16 protein-coding genes and 1 tRNA gene are annotated in these 17,361 nt (G+C 59.5%); 9 read left to right on the top strand and 8 right to left on the bottom strand.

Annotated elements, in window-relative coordinates:
• The 4 genes from Q1B40_RS09610 to Q1B40_RS09595 all read right to left on the bottom strand — a co-directional run bounded on the left by Q1B40_RS09610 (nt 1) and on the right by Q1B40_RS09595 (nt 4,667).
• A complete protein-coding gene (locus Q1B40_RS09610) occupies nt 1–867 on the bottom strand; it encodes a xanthine dehydrogenase family protein subunit M (RefSeq protein ID WP_299813069.1) in 867 nt (288 codons plus the stop codon).
• 420 nt (nt 868–1,287) lie between these two features.
• Nucleotides 1,288–2,529 carry an MHYT domain-containing protein gene (locus Q1B40_RS09605; protein ID WP_299813066.1) on the bottom strand — a complete coding sequence of 414 codons (1,242 nt, stop codon included), beginning with the start codon at nt 2,527–2,529 and terminating at the stop codon, nt 1,288–1,290.
• Between the two features lie 179 nt (nt 2,530–2,708).
• A complete protein-coding gene (locus Q1B40_RS09600) occupies nt 2,709–4,349 on the bottom strand; it encodes an FAD/NAD(P)-binding protein (RefSeq protein ID WP_299813063.1) in 1,641 nt (546 codons plus the stop codon).
• Nucleotides 4,350–4,577: 228 nt separating this feature from the next.
• Nucleotides 4,578–4,667, bottom strand: a tRNA-Ser gene (locus tag Q1B40_RS09595).
• A gap of 810 nt (nt 4,668–5,477) precedes the next feature.
• Here Q1B40_RS09595 and Q1B40_RS09590 point away from each other — a divergent pair.
• From Q1B40_RS09590 to Q1B40_RS09550, 9 genes are all read left to right on the top strand, one after another.
• Nucleotides 5,478–6,566 carry a septal ring lytic transglycosylase RlpA family protein gene (locus Q1B40_RS09590; RefSeq protein WP_299813060.1) on the top strand — a complete coding sequence of 363 codons (1,089 nt, stop codon included), beginning with the start codon at nt 5,478–5,480 and terminating at the stop codon, nt 6,564–6,566.
• A 96-nt stretch (nt 6,567–6,662) separates the two neighbouring features.
• Complete coding sequence (locus tag Q1B40_RS09585) at nt 6,663–7,880, top strand: D-alanyl-D-alanine carboxypeptidase family protein (RefSeq protein ID WP_299813057.1); 1,218 nt, start codon at nt 6,663–6,665, stop codon at nt 7,878–7,880.
• Between the two features lie 81 nt (nt 7,881–7,961).
• Nucleotides 7,962–8,651 carry a dTMP kinase gene (gene tmk / locus Q1B40_RS09580; protein ID WP_299813055.1) on the top strand — a complete coding sequence of 230 codons (690 nt, stop codon included), beginning with the start codon at nt 7,962–7,964 and terminating at the stop codon, nt 8,649–8,651.
• Entirely contained in the window at nt 8,651–9,712 is a 1,062-nt protein-coding gene (locus Q1B40_RS09575; protein WP_299813052.1) for a DNA polymerase III subunit delta', read from the top strand. Before tmk ends, Q1B40_RS09575 begins: the two co-directional genes overlap by 1 nt.
• 148 nt (nt 9,713–9,860) lie before the next feature.
• Nucleotides 9,861–10,667 carry a TatD family hydrolase gene (locus Q1B40_RS09570; RefSeq protein ID WP_299813048.1) on the top strand — a complete coding sequence of 269 codons (807 nt, stop codon included), beginning with the start codon at nt 9,861–9,863 and terminating at the stop codon, nt 10,665–10,667.
• On the top strand, nt 10,664–11,461 hold the full coding sequence (locus tag Q1B40_RS09565) for an MBL fold metallo-hydrolase (RefSeq protein ID WP_299813045.1): 798 nt from the start codon (nt 10,664–10,666) through the stop codon (nt 11,459–11,461). The genes Q1B40_RS09570 and Q1B40_RS09565 overlap by 4 nt, the downstream gene beginning before the upstream one ends.
• Nucleotides 11,462–11,488: 27 nt before the next feature.
• A complete protein-coding gene (locus tag Q1B40_RS09560) occupies nt 11,489–12,028 on the top strand; it encodes a regulatory protein RecX (protein ID WP_299813042.1) in 540 nt (179 codons plus the stop codon).
• 333 nt (nt 12,029–12,361) lie between these two features.
• Nucleotides 12,362–12,910: a DUF3291 domain-containing protein gene (locus Q1B40_RS09555; RefSeq protein ID WP_299813039.1), complete on the top strand. Its 549-nt coding sequence runs from the start codon at nt 12,362–12,364 to the stop codon at nt 12,908–12,910.
• Nucleotides 12,911–13,056: 146 nt separating this feature from the next.
• Nucleotides 13,057–13,494, top strand: a complete 438-nt coding sequence (locus Q1B40_RS09550) for an HIT family protein (protein ID WP_367279114.1) — start codon at nt 13,057–13,059, stop codon at nt 13,492–13,494.
• 121 nt (nt 13,495–13,615) lie between these two features.
• On the opposite strand, the gene Q1B40_RS09545 is transcribed toward Q1B40_RS09550, so the two are convergent.
• The 4 genes from Q1B40_RS09545 to Q1B40_RS09530 all read right to left on the bottom strand — a co-directional run bounded on the left by Q1B40_RS09545 (nt 13,616) and on the right by Q1B40_RS09530 (nt 17,360).
• The gene (locus Q1B40_RS09545; RefSeq protein ID WP_299813033.1) at nt 13,616–14,437 is read right to left on the bottom strand and encodes a hypothetical protein; all 822 of its coding nucleotides are present in this window, start codon (nt 14,435–14,437) and stop codon (nt 13,616–13,618) included.
• A gap of 190 nt (nt 14,438–14,627) precedes the next feature.
• A complete protein-coding gene (locus Q1B40_RS09540) occupies nt 14,628–15,347 on the bottom strand; it encodes an alpha/beta hydrolase (protein WP_299813030.1) in 720 nt (239 codons plus the stop codon).
• Nucleotides 15,340–16,338, bottom strand: a complete 999-nt coding sequence (locus Q1B40_RS09535) for an ABC transporter ATP-binding protein (RefSeq protein ID WP_299813027.1) — start codon at nt 16,336–16,338, stop codon at nt 15,340–15,342. The genes Q1B40_RS09540 and Q1B40_RS09535 overlap by 8 nt, the downstream gene beginning before the upstream one ends.
• The gene (locus Q1B40_RS09530) at nt 16,335–17,360 is read right to left on the bottom strand and encodes an ABC transporter ATP-binding protein (protein WP_299813024.1); all 1,026 of its coding nucleotides are present in this window, start codon (nt 17,358–17,360) and stop codon (nt 16,335–16,337) included. Before Q1B40_RS09530 ends, Q1B40_RS09535 begins: the two co-directional genes overlap by 4 nt.
• Nucleotide 17,361: the final 1 nt, after the last annotated feature.

Here is a 17,361-nt window from a genome sequence, read left to right as displayed (position 1 = left end):
TCAGCTTCTGGCCCGTTCAGCGGCGCGGGCAAGAGCGCGCTCCACCATGATACCGGCCATTTTTGTGCGGTATTCCGCGGGACCCCGGCCATCGGAGGCCGGCTGGGTGATGGCTTCGGCGGCCGCGACCGCGCGTTTGATCGTCTCTGCATCCAGTGTCGAGCCGGTCAGGATCTGTCCGGCTTCACTTGCAAACAGCGGCGTGTCGGCAACGTTGGTTAGGGCGACGGAGCACATGCTGACAGTTCCGCCGTTCATCGTCAGAACGATGGCAGCAGCAGCAGTGGCGTAGTCACCGACCTTGCGCTTCAGTTTCTCATAGGCGTAGCCGTGACCTGCGGCGGGAACCGGAATTCGAACCGACGTCAGGATTTCTTCCGGAGCCAGCGCGGTGAAATAGGCGGCCTCGTAAAAGGCGCGCGCCGCGACCTGACGCTCACCGTCCGGGCCGGTCAGTACATAGGACGCGTCCAGGCACTGCATCAGCGCCGGCATGTCGTTGCCCGGATCGCCGTTGGCGACATTGCCGCCGAGTGTGCCCACGTAACGGATCTGCGGATCCGCGATCAGCCGGGAGGTTTCACCGATGATCGGCAGCTTTGCGCTCAGAAGGTCCGAGGCGATCAGTTCATGCTGGGTTGTCATGGCGCCGATGGTGATCGTGTCGCCATCTTCCGATATGCCCTTCAGGGTGGCAATGCCGCCCAGATCGACAAGATGTTCGGGCGCTGCCATGCGAAGCTTCATCATCGGGATCAGGCTGTGTCCGCCCGACAGCGGGCGCGCCTCATCTCCGTGATTGGCCAGAATGGCGACTGCTTCGGCCACCGACGATGGCCGGTGATAGGTGAATTCACCAGGGATCACGTCTCTCTCCTCCCTCAAACGACCCTTGCTGGAAGGATCGAAACCGGACTGTCGGCCCACTCAATCGGTTCGCGTACCAGGGCCGATGACGCGCTGCCACCGAGGAGGCGACAATTCGTCACGTAGGACCAAGGTTGCGGAGATGTGCAGCGCACACTCAAGACGCCATGCACTAACAGCATGCGTGATTACACGGATGACGGGATTTTTCGCACGAAATGCGGTAGCTTTGCTGCCATATTTTTCAGGCGCTTGTTTGCATGAGCGACAAAAGAATAAATAAATCAGATTATTACAAAGAAAAATAAAATCTGAAAAACACCACTTTATGGTGTAGGTACTTTATGTGGTTCTGCACGAACAGCGTCGAACCGGGCGATCGTCTGAAGCGTCTTCCGTTTGCCGGAGCTGAAAAACAGTTTACTGCGCTGCAGCAGCAGGTTCCTGCGACGTGGCGTTTTCGGCAAGTGACATGAGGCGAGTCCTGACCCGCGCCCATCTGGACCGGCTGACTGGCACAGTCTGTCCGTTCTCTCCGGCAAGAACGAGCACACCGCCGTCACCGGAGCGTCTGAAACTGTCCACATGCTTCAGATTGACGATATGGCTGCGATGCACCCGGTTGAAGGTCTTCGGGTCAAGCTGCTGTTCGGCTTCGCTGATCGACAGCGGGCAGAAGAACTCCCGGTTGCCGTCATATATTCTGGTGTAATGCGCATCGGCGTGAATGACGTGGATATCGGAAACGCCGATCTGCGTTTTCTGGCCATCCCGCTCGATCGGCAGCATGCGCTTGGCCGATGATGATGTCGTGCGCACGGGAACTGCCGCGGACTGCAAGCCGGCTGCCGATTTGGCAGGCAGGGAAGGGGCAGCTTCCTGCGTCATCAAACTGTCGCCTGAAGCCTCGGTTTCCGGCTGATCCGGCTCATTCTCCAGCCGATGCATTTCATCGGTTTCCTGAGCCGGCACCAGCGCCAGAAGAAACAGCCCCGAGACGAGAAACGCCACGCAGGAGACAAGAATTGCCAGCATGCCGGGGCTCAGGGAGGGCGCCCGCAATGCGGAAGAAGGCTGCAAGACATCATATGTCAGACCGGCCATGGCGGTGTAATGCATGGCCGATATGGCAAGGGCCAGCACGACAGCGGAAAAAACAATCGGCGGGCGCCGTCCCAGTCCGAAAAGCAGCCACATGGCAAGTCCGGCAGCGTTGAAGGCAATCAGGAAACTGGCAAGGATGTAGGGCGGATCATGGCGCATGAGCAGCGATTCATGCAGCGCATACATGCCAAGATAATGCATCGTGCAAATGCCGCTTCCCATCACAAAGGCAGAAAGCCCGAGACGGACAGGGGTCAGGCGGCCGTTGCTTGCCGCAAACACCGCTATGCCGACCACCAGCACGCAGACCAGAAACGACAAAAGGGTCGGGAGAACCAGAAAATCGACCGCCACGGGCAACCGGGCGGCCAGCATGCCGACAAAATGCATCGACCAGATCGCCAGCGCCAGCGTCAGCGCAGCACCCGCCAGGAGCAGCCGCCGGCGCGGTGCAACAGCTTGCCGGATCTGAACCACTAGGCTCAGCCCGACGAAACTTCCCTGAAAGGCCATCAAGAGCGATAGTGCAACGAGCCAAGGCTCGTGCGTCACTGACATGCCGACACTCTCCTCCCAAATGTCATGACATTCCGAAGCAGCGGAATCCTCAATGACAAATGATAGGCGAAACTCTCAGGAGCGGCAAATAGCCATTGTGATGTTATTGCCGGTGCGGCCCACACGCAGCAAAGTGCCGGAAGGCGCCGGAGTACGAGCCCTATCCGTTAGGTATCCCTTCAGCCGATCCGGCTGAGGACGCTATCCGCCCAGCGGTCGGTCGCGGCACCGACACAGTCGTGGATGGAATCAACCGCGATCACGCTGCCAAGCGCCAGTCGCCCCAGCAGGCTCAAACCATGCTGAACTTCGCCGTTCCGGCCGACAAGCTGACCGTCTGCTTGGGTTTGCGCGCCAAGCCCCTCCGCGACAGCGCAGATACGGCCTTCGTCCATCAGACGCGTGATCAGCGGGTCGTCCGATTTGTCCAGAGCCGGCGGAGGCATGACCGCGTCAATCATGACGGATGCGGTCACCAGGGACCCATCCTCCTCAAGCCGCCATCCGTCGGCAATCAGCTCGATATCCGGATCGTCCGCTGCGCGCAGGTCGACCACCTTGGCTTCGATCAACATGAGAAGTTCTCTCGCGGAACGAAGTGGCGGGCCATAGGAATAGCGTTTCAGACCTTCGTCGAAACCGATCAATGCGCTGGCGGTTCGCGCCTCGACCCGAGCCGGATTGAACCCGCGCCGCAATGCATTCTGCCACTTGCGCCAAAGCTGGCCGATCACGAAACCCGGTGAGGGCGGCAGAAGGCCCTCGGCCATGTCTATACCCTCCCGCAGAACCTCAATCGGGGACCGGGTCTCCTGTGCGCCGGGATTGTCCCGTTCGATCTCGAGCCATTTTTCGACAGCTTTCTGATCGGCTGAAGAGCCGCTTGCCTCCAGAATACGCATCGCCGGGACATGGAACGCCTCGCAAATGGCGACCAGCGCGTCCTCGGGGCTTGCAACAAGCGCCTTGGAAAGAGCCATTTCAAACGCCCTGGTTTCTTCCGGTGTCGGGTCGAACGCGTTATCCAGATCGACATTGGCCGGTTTCGGGAATGGCGGAAAGCCGTCCAGAGAAAAGGGCAGAATTCTCAGAGGTTCACGACCGGATCTGTGATACTCGCCACCTTCAAAATGCCCACCCATGCCGCAGGTCAACAGCCGCAGGACATCCAGCGTGGAAAGCCCCAGACCGCGAATGGCCACTGTACGCCCCGACCACTCTTGGGCTGCGGAAAGCAGAGCGTTTGCGGGATAGGCGGCGATCAGCTCGCCCTTGCTGTCATTTGCATGGCTCTGCCAACGCGCCAGTTGCTCGTCCGGCACGGTGTCCGGTTGGCCCTGTGTGAGAAGAACTTCCGCATAGGGACCAAAACGCTCTCCTTTTGCCTCAATCCACCAGCCGTCGTTGCCACTGGAGACCCTCTGCACCGTCGCGAAATGCTGCGTCATATGAAAACAGCGCGCATTGTCGGCAAGATCCTTGAACCGGGCGGAAAGATAAAGACCGAGACCGGCGCGCGCCGGAAAGACCTCTGGATCAGCATCGAGAGGTTCGAATTCAGAGAGTTTCCCAAGGCTTGAACCGGCAAAGCCCGGCGATCCCAGAGAAACCTCGCGGAGCGGAAGATTCAACAGACACAGTTCGCTTTGATCGGGACTGAAGTTCGGACCGGCTCCCGCCTGGGCGACCGGGTCGAAGATATCGACATCTATCGGAAAGCCGCTTTCCTCGACCCGTTCGGCTAGTGCCTCGAGAGCACCCAACCCGCGCGGCCCCATGCCGACAACTGCGATGCGCGGTCTGCTCTTTGAAAATGTCATGTGAAGTATCTCACCACCAGTTTGCCGTCTGCCTGGGCCGCAAGTTCGGCTATTGAGTTACGGCCGAACCCAAATGGTGGTCGAGCATCGGAGAACAGATGCCTGCGTGGAGCCAAATATGACACTCCGGACGCACCGGTTTGATACACAAACGCGCGTCGCGCCGTTTGGTTCCATAAGAAAGTCGGTTTTCAGATGATTTTGTGGTGTTTGATCATAAAAGAAAAATGGCGGTGAGGGTGGGATTCGAACCCACGGTACGCTCTCACGCACGGCGGTTTTCAAGACCGCTGCCTTAAACCACTCGGCCACCTCACCGCAGGCAGCCGCGTTCGGAAGAATGCCTGCTGCCGATCCTCCGTTTCCTTCGTCTTTGAACGAAAGTCAAGAGCGCGCATTCATCGTCCGTGTTCGGGTCGTGGAATTCGTGTGGAAGGTCTTGTCCGGCGACGTGCCGCACCTTCGGTTTGTTCCGGTACCGGACGCTTGCAGGGGCAGGGCTTGCGCTGCGGGACCGGAACAAAACCAAAGGGCAGGGGCCGCCGGTCCGGTGTCGTGGGCAGGGTTTTGAACCGGCGGCCAATGCTGGAGGTGGGATCCAGCAATGCAGATGACTGAGCAGTCATCGGCAACATGGTGAATCTACGCGGATCGGTCAGGTGTGAATGTGATGTAGGTCACATAGCAACCTATTGCCGAATTTTGGCCGACTGTGCCCTGCATGCAACACGCTGAAACGGCCGGTCACTCAACGCAAAAAGGGCGTGTTTTCCGATACTTGGAGACAGAACCGGCAGGTCTGTCGAATGGCTGACGGCAGAAAGGTGGGAGTTGTTGAAATGAAAGCGGCGTGGAGCCTCGACGGTCGGTTTACTTTGAAGTAATAAAAATACGCTTTAGTAGGCAGATTGCGAGACTCACGGCGGGGGCAGTGCGTCTTGCGGGGAATGATCGATAGATCTGAAATGCCTGTGAACCGACGCGGATCGAACCACGCGCCGGAATGTATCGCGTGAGTCGCGGGGCCGCCGGCGCGTAATTGAGTAGGACGGCAGTATGGATGGGATAGACGGGCAATCTTGCCAGGCGGTAGTCCAGGGGACAGACCACGTGGCGGAAACGTCTTCAATGAAATCCTCCGAAGCGCGATTCAACAGCGGTATCTGGGCCCAGATGCGGACAGGGCTGATGATCATCGCCGCGGTGTCCGTAGCCGCAGCCTGCAGCAGCACCACCCAGGAAACCGCCAAGTTCAGCCCGAAAAAATACGGCGTCAAAGGCAGCCCGCGCATGGTGGCCGCCGGCAAACCAGTGCCGAAAGGCGGCGGACGTTACGTCGTCGGCAAGAAATACAAGATTGCCGGCAAGTGGTACTATCCAAAGACAGATCCGAACTACAAGAAAACAGGACTGGCCTCCTGGTACGGGCCGACATTCCACGGCCGCAAGACTGCCAACGGCGAGATCTTTGACCGCAACGCCATCACCGCAGCACATACGACGATGCCTTTGCCGTCCTATGCGCGCGTAACCAACGTGGAAAACGGCCGTTCGATGGTCGTTCGCGTCAACGATCGCGGACCATTCCATGGTAACCGCGTGATCGATCTATCTGAACGGGCAGCCACGATGCTCGGCACCAAGACTGCCGGTGTCGGCAAGGTCAAGGTTGAATATGTCGGCAAGGCTCCCCTGCACGGCCAGGACGAAAGCTTCCTGATGGCGTCCTATCGCGGACCTGGTGCTGTGGAACCGGGCACGACACGTCCGGGAACCATGATCGCCCAGGCGGAACCGCAAGTTATTCAGGCAGCCCCGACCGTCGTCTTTGGCAATGTTCCGGCACCTGCAACGCGTCCGTATCTGGCCGCGGCACCTTCCGTTGCCGCCTATCAGGCGCAGAGCCCCGCGAGCCTGACAGTTGCGTTTGACCCCGCAATTGCCTTTGAGGCCGGCAGCCCGACCATCAAGGTCGCATCCAACAACAGGTTTGAACCGGTGAGCTCCGCTTACACCGCCGGTCCTGCGCCTGCCCAGGGAACCCTCGGTGTTCTGCGCGTACCGGCACCAGGCACGCCGACCGGCCTCATTGATGGCAGCGCGATATCCTCCTTTGCCGCCAACAAGCGTATTTCCGAAGCCCACGCCTTGCTCATCACCACGTCCTCATCCGGACTGTCGATGCGCGAGCTGGCAGCCAGAGCCACTGCGGAATAAACAGCAGTCCGATTTCAAGGGACTGCTGTCTGTTTGCCGGCTGGAAGGCGCTACGGTCTAAATCTGGATGAACTGTCGACGGGTGAAAGAACTCAGATGCGTTCAGCAAGATCCGGAAACTCACTGAGAAAATCACGCCATGCTTCCTTCGGTACTGTTCTCCGAGTAATTGCCGTTGCAGGACTTGTTGCTTTCGCATCGGGACAGGTCTCGCCCCTCAACGCTGCCGAGGCCATTGCCACGAAGGCGCCGAAAGCGTTCCTCTACGAACCGGCATCCGGAACAATCCTATACGCCAAGGCGCCGGACGAACCGTTCGCGCCCGGATCGCTCGTCAAGGTGATGACGGCCGCAACTGTCTTTCAGGCACTGAAGGACGGCGAGATGCAGCCGGACCAGCTTTGCAAGGTGAGCGAACACGCCTGGCGGACGGGCGGAGCGCCCTCAGGCCGCTCCACCATGTTCGCCGCCATCAAGTCCGAGATCTCCGTGGACGATCTTCTCAAGGGCCTGCTCGTCCACAACGCCAATGACGCTGCAATTGTTCTGGCCGAGTGTCTCGACGGATCCGAGGAGGCCTTTGCCGCGCGAATGACACGGCTGGCGCACTCCATAGGCATGACAAACAGTCAGTTCTCCAACCCGACCGGCCACGAGAGCCAGCCCGCACGCACCACCGTGCGCGATCAGACGCGCCTCGCCGAATATATCCTCGAGAGCCATCCGCAACGTTATGCGCTTTTTTCCCTGCCGGAATTCACCTGGAACAAGATCTTCCAGCGCAACAAGAACCCGCTTCTGGGTGAAATCCGCAATCTGGACGGTCTCGGCGGCGGCTCCGACCCCACGGATGGTTACGCCGGTCTAGGGTCGGTCAACCGCGACGGACGCCGGGTGATTGCGTCGGTCGCCGGTCTGACATCCGACAAACACAGGCTTCAGACCCTGCAGGAAGTCATCGAAGGCGCCTGGGAGTTTTTCGCCGTTCAGACGCTCTTTTCCTCAGGTGACGTGGTTGCCGAAGGCAGGGTCTTCGGCGGCACGAGCGGCAGCGTACCGCTTGTGGCGCGCAAGGACATCGACGTCCTTCTCGCCCGGGGCGGAACACTGGATTACCGCATCCGCGTGGTCTACGAGGGGCCGCTCGTCGCGCCGCTTGAAGAAGGCAGGCCGGCAGGAGAATTGCAGGTCATCGGCAAGGACGGCGTCGTCTACAGGGCGCCGCTGGTCACCGGCGCGTCCGTCGCTCAAGGGACCTTGTTCGGACGCGCAGTGGACGGCCTTCAGGAACTGCTCTTCGGATGGATCGGATAGAGATATCAACATCCGCCCCAAGACCTGATATGAGTCGGCCGAAACATTTCTGAACAGCCTCGCAATCGGAGCCGAGATCAGGTGCCTGGACATTTCATAACTTTCGAGGGCGGTGAGGGGGCCGGGAAATCGACCCAGATCGCCCGCCTGAAAGTCTATCTGGAAAGCCTCGGGCAATCTGTTCTGGTCACCAGGGAGCCGGGAGGTTCGCCGGGTGCGGAAAAGATACGCGCGCTTCTGTTGTCAGGCGAGGTCAAGGACCTTGGCCCGAGAGGGGAAGCGATGCTCTTCGCCGCCGCAAGGGCGGACCATGTCGATACCACGATCAAACCCGCCCTTGATCGCGGCCAATGGGTGCTGTGCGATCGCTACGCCGATTCCACCCGAGTCTATCAGGGCGAGGCCGGGGTCGACACGGATTATCTGAAACTTCTCGAAACAACTGCGGTCGCCGGTGTCCGCCCGGAGCTGACTATCCTGATCGACATTCCCGCGGAAATCGGCCTGAAGAGAGTGGCGCGCCGCTCGCAGACCGATGATAGCGGCGGCCCGGACCGCTTCGAGGGCGAGGCGCTGAACGTCCACGAGCGCCGTAGAAGACTGTTCGTCGAACTGGCAAAGGAAGAAGCTTTCCGCTTTGCGGTCGTCGATGGCACGAAAGATCCCGAATACGTCGCAACCGCCATTCGCAAAGCTGTGAGCGACAGGTTCGCCGGTGAATTGAACACCGCCGACGATGCGCAGGCAGTGACGCGCAAGGAGGCCCGCTGATGGCGCGCTCTCAGGATCTTGCGGTCCGGCCCGAAGTCGATGTGCTGCCCGGCTTTCCACCGCCGCACGAAAAAGACCGGCTGATCGGGCATGAAGCCACCGAACGGGCTCTTCTCGACGCCTACCGCTCCGAGCGTCTTCATCACGCCTGGATCCTCGGCGGTCCGAAGGGCATCGGCAAGGCGACGCTGGCCTTTCGCTTTGCACGGTTCGCCCTTGCCCATCCAGACCGGTTTGGCGCCGATGTCGCCGCTGCGCAGGATCTGTCCGTACCCGCCGATCATCCGGTCGCCCGCCAGCTGAAAGCCGGCGGTCATCCCAATGTCCTGCATCTGCGCCGGCCCTGGGACGACAAATCCAAGCGGTTCAAGTCGGACCTGCCGGTCGATGAAATCCGGCGCACAGTGTCTTTTTTCGGCACCACAGCCTCCGCAAACTCCTGGCGCATTTGCATTGTCGATGCCGCCGACGATCTGAACATCAGTTCGGCCAATGCGCTTTTGAAAATCCTGGAGGAACCGCCGGAACGCTGCCTGTTCCTCGTGCTCAGTCATGCGCCCGGACGGTTGCTGCCGACGATCCGCTCGCGCTGCCGGCGTTTGGATCTTTCGCCCTTGAGCAGCAACGATATTTCAAACGCCCTGCGTGATCTGGCACCCGACAGCATTCCGGCTGAAGACGATCTGCGTGAAATCTCCGAAGCCGCGGATGGAAGCCTGCGCGCGGCGATCACGCTTTTGTCGGGAGACGGTCTGACCATCGCCAAGGGCTTGAAAAAGCACGCCGAAAACGCCGAGAAGCTGGACCTGGCGGCAGTCCACGCACTTGCCGATCTCATCGCCGCGCGCGGCCAGTCCGACAACTGGGAAAGCTTCCAGCATATCGCCCGGATCTGGCTGCACGAACGCATGCGGCGCGACCTTGCCAGCGGCGTTCGCAACGCTTACCCGCTTGTGGAACTGTGGGACAGGACCAACAAGGCCATCAGCGACGCAGACGCACTCAATCTAGATAGAAAACAGGTGGTTCTGGACTTCTTCCTGGCGCTTCGTACCGCCTGATCTTCTCCGGTTGACAGAACCGCTGTCAAATGGCTGCTTTTGAAAACCTGCGGCCACCATCTTGGGATTTTTTCAGTTTCCGGCTATCAAGTCGCGCTGACGCACAAATTCCGAACGCCCCGCACACAGACCGATTTCTGGACCATTCATGCTCGTTGACAGCCACTGCCATCTCGATTTTCCCGATTTCGACGGCGAGCGCGCCGAACTGATCGACCGCGCCGCGCAGGCAGGTGTCCACCTGATGGTGACGATCTGCACGCATATCCGCAAGTTCGATCAGGTGCGCGCCATCGCGGAGGAATTCCCGCAGGTCTATTGTTCGGTCGGCACGCATCCCCATAACGCTGGAACCGAGCGCGGCATCCCCGCCGACGAGATCATCGCGCTGGCGGCTCATCCCAAGGTGGTTGCCATCGGCGAAGCCGGTCTCGACTACTTTTATGACAAGGCTCCCCGTGATGCCCAGGCCGAAGGGCTGCGCATTCACATTGAGGCCGCACGTCAGACCGGCCTGCCGCTGGTCATCCATTCCCGCGATGCCGACGACGACATGGCCGCAATTCTGCGCGAGGAAATGGGGAAGGGGGCCTTTCCGGCCCTCCTGCACTGTTTCTCCTCCGGCAGGGAGCTTGCCATGACCGGGATCGAGCTTGGTCTTTACGTATCCTTTTCCGGCATCCTGACCTTCAAGCGCTCCGAGGAACTGCGCGACATTGCCCGGGAGCTTCCGGCGGACCGGCTGCTCGTGGAAACCGACGCGCCCTATCTCGCTCCGCAGCCCAGGCGCGGCAAACGCAACGAGCCGGCCTATACCGCCATGACCGCCGCCGTACTGGCTGAAACGCGCGGCGTGTCCGAAGAGGAAATCGCCCGGCAGACGACCGAAAACTTCTTCCGGCTGTTCCGCAAGGTACCGCAGTCGGCTCTCAACACGCAGGCTTCGCACGAATGAGCGTCGTCTTCACGATCCTCGGTTGCGGGTCTTCCGGCGGCGTGCCGCGCATCGGCAACGACTGGGGCGACTGCGACCCCGATGAGCCTAAAAACCGGCGCTCCCGATGTGCACTTCTTGTGGAAAAACATGGGGAAAACGGGTGCACAACCGTGTTGATAGACACCGGCCCGGACATTCGCGAACAATTGCTCAGAGCCGAAATCTCTCATCTGGACGCGGTCCTTTATACCCATGAACACGCCGATCATCTGCATGGTATCGACGATCTGCGCGCCTTCATGGTGCGCTCCGGCAAGAAGATGCCGGTCTTCATGGACGCCTCGACGTTCGAGCGCGCCTATCATGCCTTCAGCTATTGTTTTGAAACACCGCCCGGCTCCAATTACCCGCCGATCCTGGAGCATCGTCTCATGGAACCCGGCACCCCGGTAACGATCACGGGGGAAGGTGGTCCACTGACGTTTCAACCCCTTGCAGTCACCCACGGCGACATCGATGCGCTTGGATTTCGCATCGGCGATACCGCCTATGTCCCCGATGTCTCCGATATCCCGTACGCAAGCGTCAACACACTGAAAAAACTTGATTATCTCATCCTTGACTGCCTGCGCCGCCGTCCACATCCCAGCCATTTCTGCCTGGAAGACTCCCTTGCCTTGACGTCGAAATTGGCCCCGAAAAAAGCCGTTTTCACCAATCTTCACAACGATCTGGACTACAGGAGCCTTTGCCGGGAACTGCCGGACAACATCGAGCCGGCTTATGACGGCATGCGCATTGTCTGTCCGTAAACATAGAAACCTGAAGCGATAAAGCTGTTGCCGGACAAACCCCGCTACAAGATCCCGACAGAAGACCGGCTGACCAGATCGGCGGTCTATTACCTGGAACGCTATGCATCGTCGGCGGCCAATTTGCGCAAGGTGCTCGAGCGCAAGGTCCTGAAGGCCTGCATGGCCCATGAACGCGATCCGGGCGAATTTTCCGAAATGATCGATACCGTTGTGGAAAAGTGCTGCCAGAGCAGCCTGGTGAACGATCTGACATACGCGGAAACAAAGGTCGCCGGCCTCAGACGCCGAGGTGGCTCGCAACGCAAGATCGAGGCGAAACTGAGCGCCAAAGGCGTCGACCGGGAAACCATCCGCACGGTCCTGGAAAACGATGCCCGGGACGATCTCGGCGCCGCATTCATTTTCGCAAGACGCCGTCGGCTTGGCCCGTTTAGAACCGATAACAAGGACCGCCGCGACAAGGACATGGCCGCACTATGCCGCGCCGGCTTTTCCTACGACATCGCACGCCGTGTCATTGACGCCACGGACGAAGACCTTGCCGCGCATGAAGCCAGGGGCTGAGCATGCGTGTCAAACCGACGGCAAGACACACCAGCGGCGCCGAAAGCCATCAAACCTGACGGGAACAAGACAACCCACTGATCGCACGGCCATATTGGCTATCTATAAATGTTCCATAATATTGATTATGCGAAATTGATATGTAAGCCGGGCACATTACGAACTTCGACAAAGGCGCCAAGCTGCCTGCTCTGTCTGGCGGAACTCGTCACCATTCTCGTTAGTGACAACTTGCAACCGGCCCAGTTGCTAGGCTAATTCAATTTCAACATCAGCGATCGGTGACCGATACTGAAATTCATACTGTGCTGCTGTGTGTATCCGGGGAAACAGATGCAAGAGCACAAGCTTGCCGTTTATACGTTCAATCAGTTCGTTGCCCCGTATCAGTCGGAACAAATCAGCGGGTTCAGAGAAGCTGAACCGGGAACATTCTTCACCCTCGAAAATGCAGAAGGATTTATTGCGCGTTCCGGCTACGATGGCGAGGACGGCTCACCAAGTTGGGGTGAGCAGGTGTTCCCTGACTGCTGGTCGAACAGCAACGGGGACGGTTGGGCGCCCTCAACGCTCTCCCTCTGGTCCTCCATCGAAGCACTTATGGCTGCGACCTACCAGGGACCGCATGGACGAGTGCTGCGGCACGGCAAGGACTGGCACGTCTCGGCGGACCATATTCCCGAGTATGTCCTATGGTGGGTAGAGGACGGAAACAGGCCGGACTGGACAGAAGCTGTCGAACGCTTCGAGACATTGATGGCTGAGGGTCCAGGCCCAACCGCATTCACTTTCAAGAATGCGTTTGATCCCGGTGGAAGGCCTTTCAAGCCGGATCTCGGAAAAATGAAGGATTTCGCGAGACAGAATGCCCGGCGGGTCTGACAGGCTCAGTTTCGGTCCTCTCATTTCCGCCAATGCGTGCTCCAGCCAGCAGGTGTTCCCCGCTTTTCGATATCTCGGGGTTGCGAGCGTTTCCGCCTTGCTTTCTGCCCTGCCCGCAGCGGCAAACGTTGACCGTATGAGCGCCGATGTTGCAAGGTTCACAGATGGAACGCTGTATTTTTTGTGAGATCGCCGCCGGCCGCCTGCCTGCCACAAAGGTCTATGAGGATGAATTTGTCGTAGCCTTCTTTGACCGGGCGCCGGTCGCTGAATACCACACGCTCGTCATCCCGAAACAGCACGCCACTGACATTTTTGACGTAAACGACGACAATGTCCGCGCTCTGGCATCCGCGATAAGAACGATCTGCCGGACCTATCGTAGCGCTCTCGGTATCGACAACCTGCAGATCGTCTGCAGCAATGGCGCAGACGCGCAGCAGGATGTGTTTCACCTGCACTTCCACATTGTGCCGAGAACCCGCCTGGACGGACAGGACATTCTCTGGAAACCTGATCACTCGATTGCCGAGCGGTTTGGAGAGTTGCTTTCAAGGCTTGAAAAGGCACAAGAGACCCGTTGAATCTTGTTACAAGTTATTGTTTTATATAATTATTTGTCTTATTTCAATTCCTGTTTCGTCCCTCTAAGCCTATGAAATGCAGTATCCTGGATTCCGCGTACAGCCGCTTCGCTGACCTTGCTCAACCTTCATATCGCACATAGGCGAAACGCTTGCTGTCCGGCGCCCACGAGGGAACATTGATCGTCCCCTGCCCTCCATGCAGCGAACAAAGGATCTGCGGCGCCCCACCGTCGGCCGGCATGAGCCGCAATTCCACACTCTTGCCGCCCGGGTGCCCTTTGGTGCCGCCTTCATAGGCCAGGTAGACCACCTTTTGACCGTCCGGCGACGGGTGCGGGAACCAGTTGACCCGTTCGTCGTCGGTCATGACCTCCAGCCCGCTGCCATCGGGACGAATGCGCCAGAGCTGGACCGAGCCGGCCCGCTCGCCGTTGAACCAGATCCACTGCCCGTCCGGCGTATAGTCCGGTCCATCGCAATGGTCAAAGTCCGAGGTGACCTGAAACTCCTCTCCCCCGTCCACGGGGCACGTAAAGATCTGATAGGTCTCGTCGCGCTTGGCCGTATAGGCAATCGTCCGGCCGTCCGGCGCATAGCCGTGCCAGTAGGACGGCACCTTGTCAGTCACTCTTTTCGGTGTGCCGCCCGTGGCGGGCAGAATGTAGATGCAGCTTTCCGTGGTTTGAGAAGAGTCACTGATCACCAGCTTCGATCCGTCAGGAGACAGACCGTGATCATTGTTGAGCTTGTCCGCAAAGCCGGTGTCGATCTCAGCAAGGCCCGGGTCGGCCAGCGCAAGCCTGTAGAGCCTGCCGTCACCATTGACGATCAGCTCCAACCCGTCACGGGTCCAGTTCGGTGCCTCGAGATGACGGTCGGCGGCTAGGACGACGGTTTCGGAGCCTGTTTCGATATTGAATGTGCAGACAAAACTTTTCATGGCTCAATTCCTCATAGACCCGGGTGAATGCCGCGTCGCCTCGCCACCGTCGAGCCCGGTTCGCAATCGAGCACCAGTCAGGCACAGTCGGCGATCATTTCCTTGAAGGAATTACCGTGGAAACCGCCCCTCCCCCAAAAAACAGCATATTGCCCGAACTCACCATAGTTTCAAAAACTTGAGGAGCAACTCAGGCGACCAGAAGCCCTTCGACCGACAGAAACCAGTCGTTCAGGCTTCGAAACACTTCATCGGGGCATTCCAGTGGGGGGCAGTGTCCGCAATTTTCGAATTCGAGATAGGCCGCCGACGGGAGAAGGCGATGCATTTCCCTGGAATTTTCCGGCGGAATGATCTCGTCGTTTTTTCCCACCGCTATCAGAACGGGACAGGGACAGCGGCCAAGGTCCGGACGCGAATCCGGTCTGGAAAGAATGGCCTGGGTCTGGCGCTCCAGCGCCGACAAGCCAAGGGTCTCTGACGATTGCACGATCGCCTCGATCAGTGAAGGATCGGCGCTGTCCGGATCGAACAGGCAGCGTTTCATGTTCCGGGTCTGATAGCTTCGCATGCCTTCCGAGCGGGCCACGCTCAGGGCCTCCGTCCGCCGCGGCCGTGAAAACGCGGATTCCGGCGCGGCGGTGGTGGCGATCAGCGTCAGGCTGAGCAATCTTTCCGGCCAGCGACGCAGGATTTCAAAGGCGACATAGCCCCCCATGGACCAGCCGACCAGATGAAACCTTGGCGGAAGTTGACCGATGATGCGTTCGCCCATGCCGAAGATGGTGTCTTCGAACTGATGTCCCCTGGGAACGGTGACCGGATACTGACGTGCCAGCCTGCCGAGAAGATTGAGCCAGGAAATTCCGTCGGCCTGCAGCCCGGGGATGAGAACAACGGATTCAGGCATGCAGCGAACCCTTTTCAGTTTCCGCATTGAGCCGAAGACAGGCCGCGCGGTGTTCGGCTTCCGCCGGTTGACTGGACGGCACGGTGTTTGCGCACTCCTTGATGGCGATCGGGCAGCGTGTTCGAAAATGACAGCCGGACGGTGGCGACAGAGGGCTCGGCAGCTCTCCGCGAACTTCCGGCCTTGCGTGCCGTGCCGAGGGAAGCGGATGCGGTACTGAGCCCAGAAGCATCCGCGTGTAAGGGTGCCTGGGATCTGAGAACACTTTTTCCGTCGGGCCGATTTCCACGATCCTGCCGAGATACATGACCGCAGTGCGGTCAGCGATGTGATTGACCACGGAAAGGTCGTGAGAAACGAACACCATGGCCAGGCCCATGCGCTCCTTGATATCAAGCAGAAGATTGAGGATCTGCGCCTGGATGGAGACATCGAGCGCCGAAACCGGTTCGTCCGCGATCAGGACATCGGGTTCCGCCGCGATCGCTCTTGCAATGCCGACCCTCTGGCACTGCCCGCCGGAAAGCTCATGAGGAAACCGGTCCAGATGGTGCCCGGAAAGGCCCACCTGTGCAGCGAGATCCTCGGTACGGCGGCCGATCGAAACCGCATCCAGGCGGGTGAAATTGGTCAGGGGTTCGCTGATGCTGGCACGCGCCGTCATGCGCGGGTTCAGCGATGCCACGGGATCCTGAAAGATCATCTGAATGTGGCGGCGCCGGGATTTCAGTTGCCCCGGAGCAAGCCCCGACCAGGAGGCGCCGTTGAGCCGGACTGAACCGGCGGTGGGGTGGTCCAGCGCCATCATGATACGGGCCAGGGTTGACTTGCCGCAGCCGGATTCTCCGACGAGGCCCAGGGTCTCCCCTGCTCTCAGGGAAAGGTCGACATGATCGACCGCGCGCAAATGATGGCGCGGACGACCGCTGGCCAGTCGGCCGACGGCAAAGTCCCGTGAAACGCCGTCAATATCGAGAACCGTTTCACTCATCTCCAGGCCCTCACGATAGAGTTCTCCGCAAGTTCGGCGTAAACCGACGCGTGTTCGAAACAGCGGGTGGAATGCCCGGTTCCCAGATCCGACGGCTGGGGCACCTCCTGACGGCATCTGGAACCGGCAAAAGCGCAGCGTGGCGCGAATGCACAATGGTCTGCAGCACGCGCCAGACGCGGAACGCTGCCGGGAATTTCCTGAAGACGCCCCTGGTGGACCTGGCCGTCTGACGGCAGGGAACGCATGAGACCGGCCGTATAGCCGTGCGAGGGCCGGCGGAAAACCGCCTCGACGGGACCGTCTTCCACAATGCGGCCGGCATACATCACGGCCACACGGTCGGCCGTTGCCGCTACAACACCCAGATCATGCGTGATCAGAACGACGCTCATGCCGAGATCAGTGCGCAGTTCGTCTATAAGCGCCATGATCTGCGCCTGTACGGTGACATCAAGCGCGGTGGTCGGTTCGTCCGCAATCAGGAGTTCCGGTTCACAGACCAGTGCCATGGCGATCATCACCCTTTGCCGCATTCCACCGGAAAGTTCGTGCGGATAAGCATCTAGCCGGCGGGCCGGGTCGGGAATGCGGACGAGATCCAGCATCCGCAAGGCCTGTTGCCGTGCCTGCTTCCAGCTGAAGCCCCTGTGCCGGCGAACGACCTCCCCGATCTGGAAGCCAACGGTATGGACCGGATTGAGCGACGTCATCGGGTCCTGGAAGATCATGCCGATCCTGTTGCCGCGAATTTTACGCAACGCGCTCTGCGAGGCCCCGGCGAGATCCATGTCCCCCAACCGGATATCGCTGGCGCTAATTTTGGCAATGCGTTTGGGAAGCAGTCCGAGGATCGCCATCATCGCGGCACTCTTGCCGCACCCGGATTCGCCGACAAGGGAGAGAATTTCGCCCTGTTTCACGCTCAAGCTGACATTGTCGAGCGCATGAAGGGCGGTCTTGCCGCGTCCGAATGTCAGACTGAGATTTCTGACCGTCAAAACGGTATCGGAAGTCTTCATG

The sequence above is a fragment of the uncultured Roseibium sp. genome (assembly GCF_947496995.1).
Classification (GTDB): domain Bacteria; phylum Pseudomonadota; class Alphaproteobacteria; order Rhizobiales; family Stappiaceae; genus Roseibium.
The sequence above is the reverse complement of the archived record's forward strand: the minus strand, read 5'-3'. Positions and strand labels throughout refer to the sequence as shown.

What these genes read in the sequence shown, in the direction of transcription:
- Q1B40_RS09590 (WP_299813060.1), top strand. Translation starts at nt 5,478, where the DNA reads ATGAAATCCTCCGAAGCGCGATTCAACAGCGGTATCTGGGCCCAGATG.
- Q1B40_RS09545 (WP_299813033.1), bottom strand. Translation starts at nt 14,437, where the DNA reads ATGAAAAGTTTTGTCTGCACATTCAATATCGAAACAGGCTCCGAAACC.
- Q1B40_RS09605 (WP_299813066.1), bottom strand. Translation starts at nt 2,529, where the DNA reads ATGTCAGTGACGCACGAGCCTTGGCTCGTTGCACTATCGCTCTTGATG.
- Q1B40_RS09585 (WP_299813057.1), top strand. Translation starts at nt 6,663, where the DNA reads ATGCGTTCAGCAAGATCCGGAAACTCACTGAGAAAATCACGCCATGCT.
- Q1B40_RS09535 (WP_299813027.1), bottom strand. Translation starts at nt 16,338, where the DNA reads ATGAGTGAAACGGTTCTCGATATTGACGGCGTTTCACGGGACTTTGCC.
- Q1B40_RS09570 (WP_299813048.1), top strand. Translation starts at nt 9,861, where the DNA reads ATGCTCGTTGACAGCCACTGCCATCTCGATTTTCCCGATTTCGACGGC.
- Q1B40_RS09540 (WP_299813030.1), bottom strand. Translation starts at nt 15,347, where the DNA reads ATGCCTGAATCCGTTGTTCTCATCCCCGGGCTGCAGGCCGACGGAATT.
- Q1B40_RS09555 (WP_299813039.1), top strand. Translation starts at nt 12,362, where the DNA reads ATGCAAGAGCACAAGCTTGCCGTTTATACGTTCAATCAGTTCGTTGCC.
- Q1B40_RS09575 (WP_299813052.1), top strand. Translation starts at nt 8,651, where the DNA reads ATGGCGCGCTCTCAGGATCTTGCGGTCCGGCCCGAAGTCGATGTGCTG.
- Q1B40_RS09530 (WP_299813024.1), bottom strand. Translation starts at nt 17,360, where the DNA reads ATGAAGACTTCCGATACCGTTTTGACGGTCAGAAATCTCAGTCTGACA.
- Q1B40_RS09600 (WP_299813063.1), bottom strand. Translation starts at nt 4,349, where the DNA reads ATGACATTTTCAAAGAGCAGACCGCGCATCGCAGTTGTCGGCATGGGG.
- Q1B40_RS09565 (WP_299813045.1), top strand. Translation starts at nt 10,664, where the DNA reads ATGAGCGTCGTCTTCACGATCCTCGGTTGCGGGTCTTCCGGCGGCGTG.
- Q1B40_RS09550 (WP_367279114.1), top strand. Translation starts at nt 13,057, where the DNA reads ATGTTGCAAGGTTCACAGATGGAACGCTGTATTTTTTGTGAGATCGCC.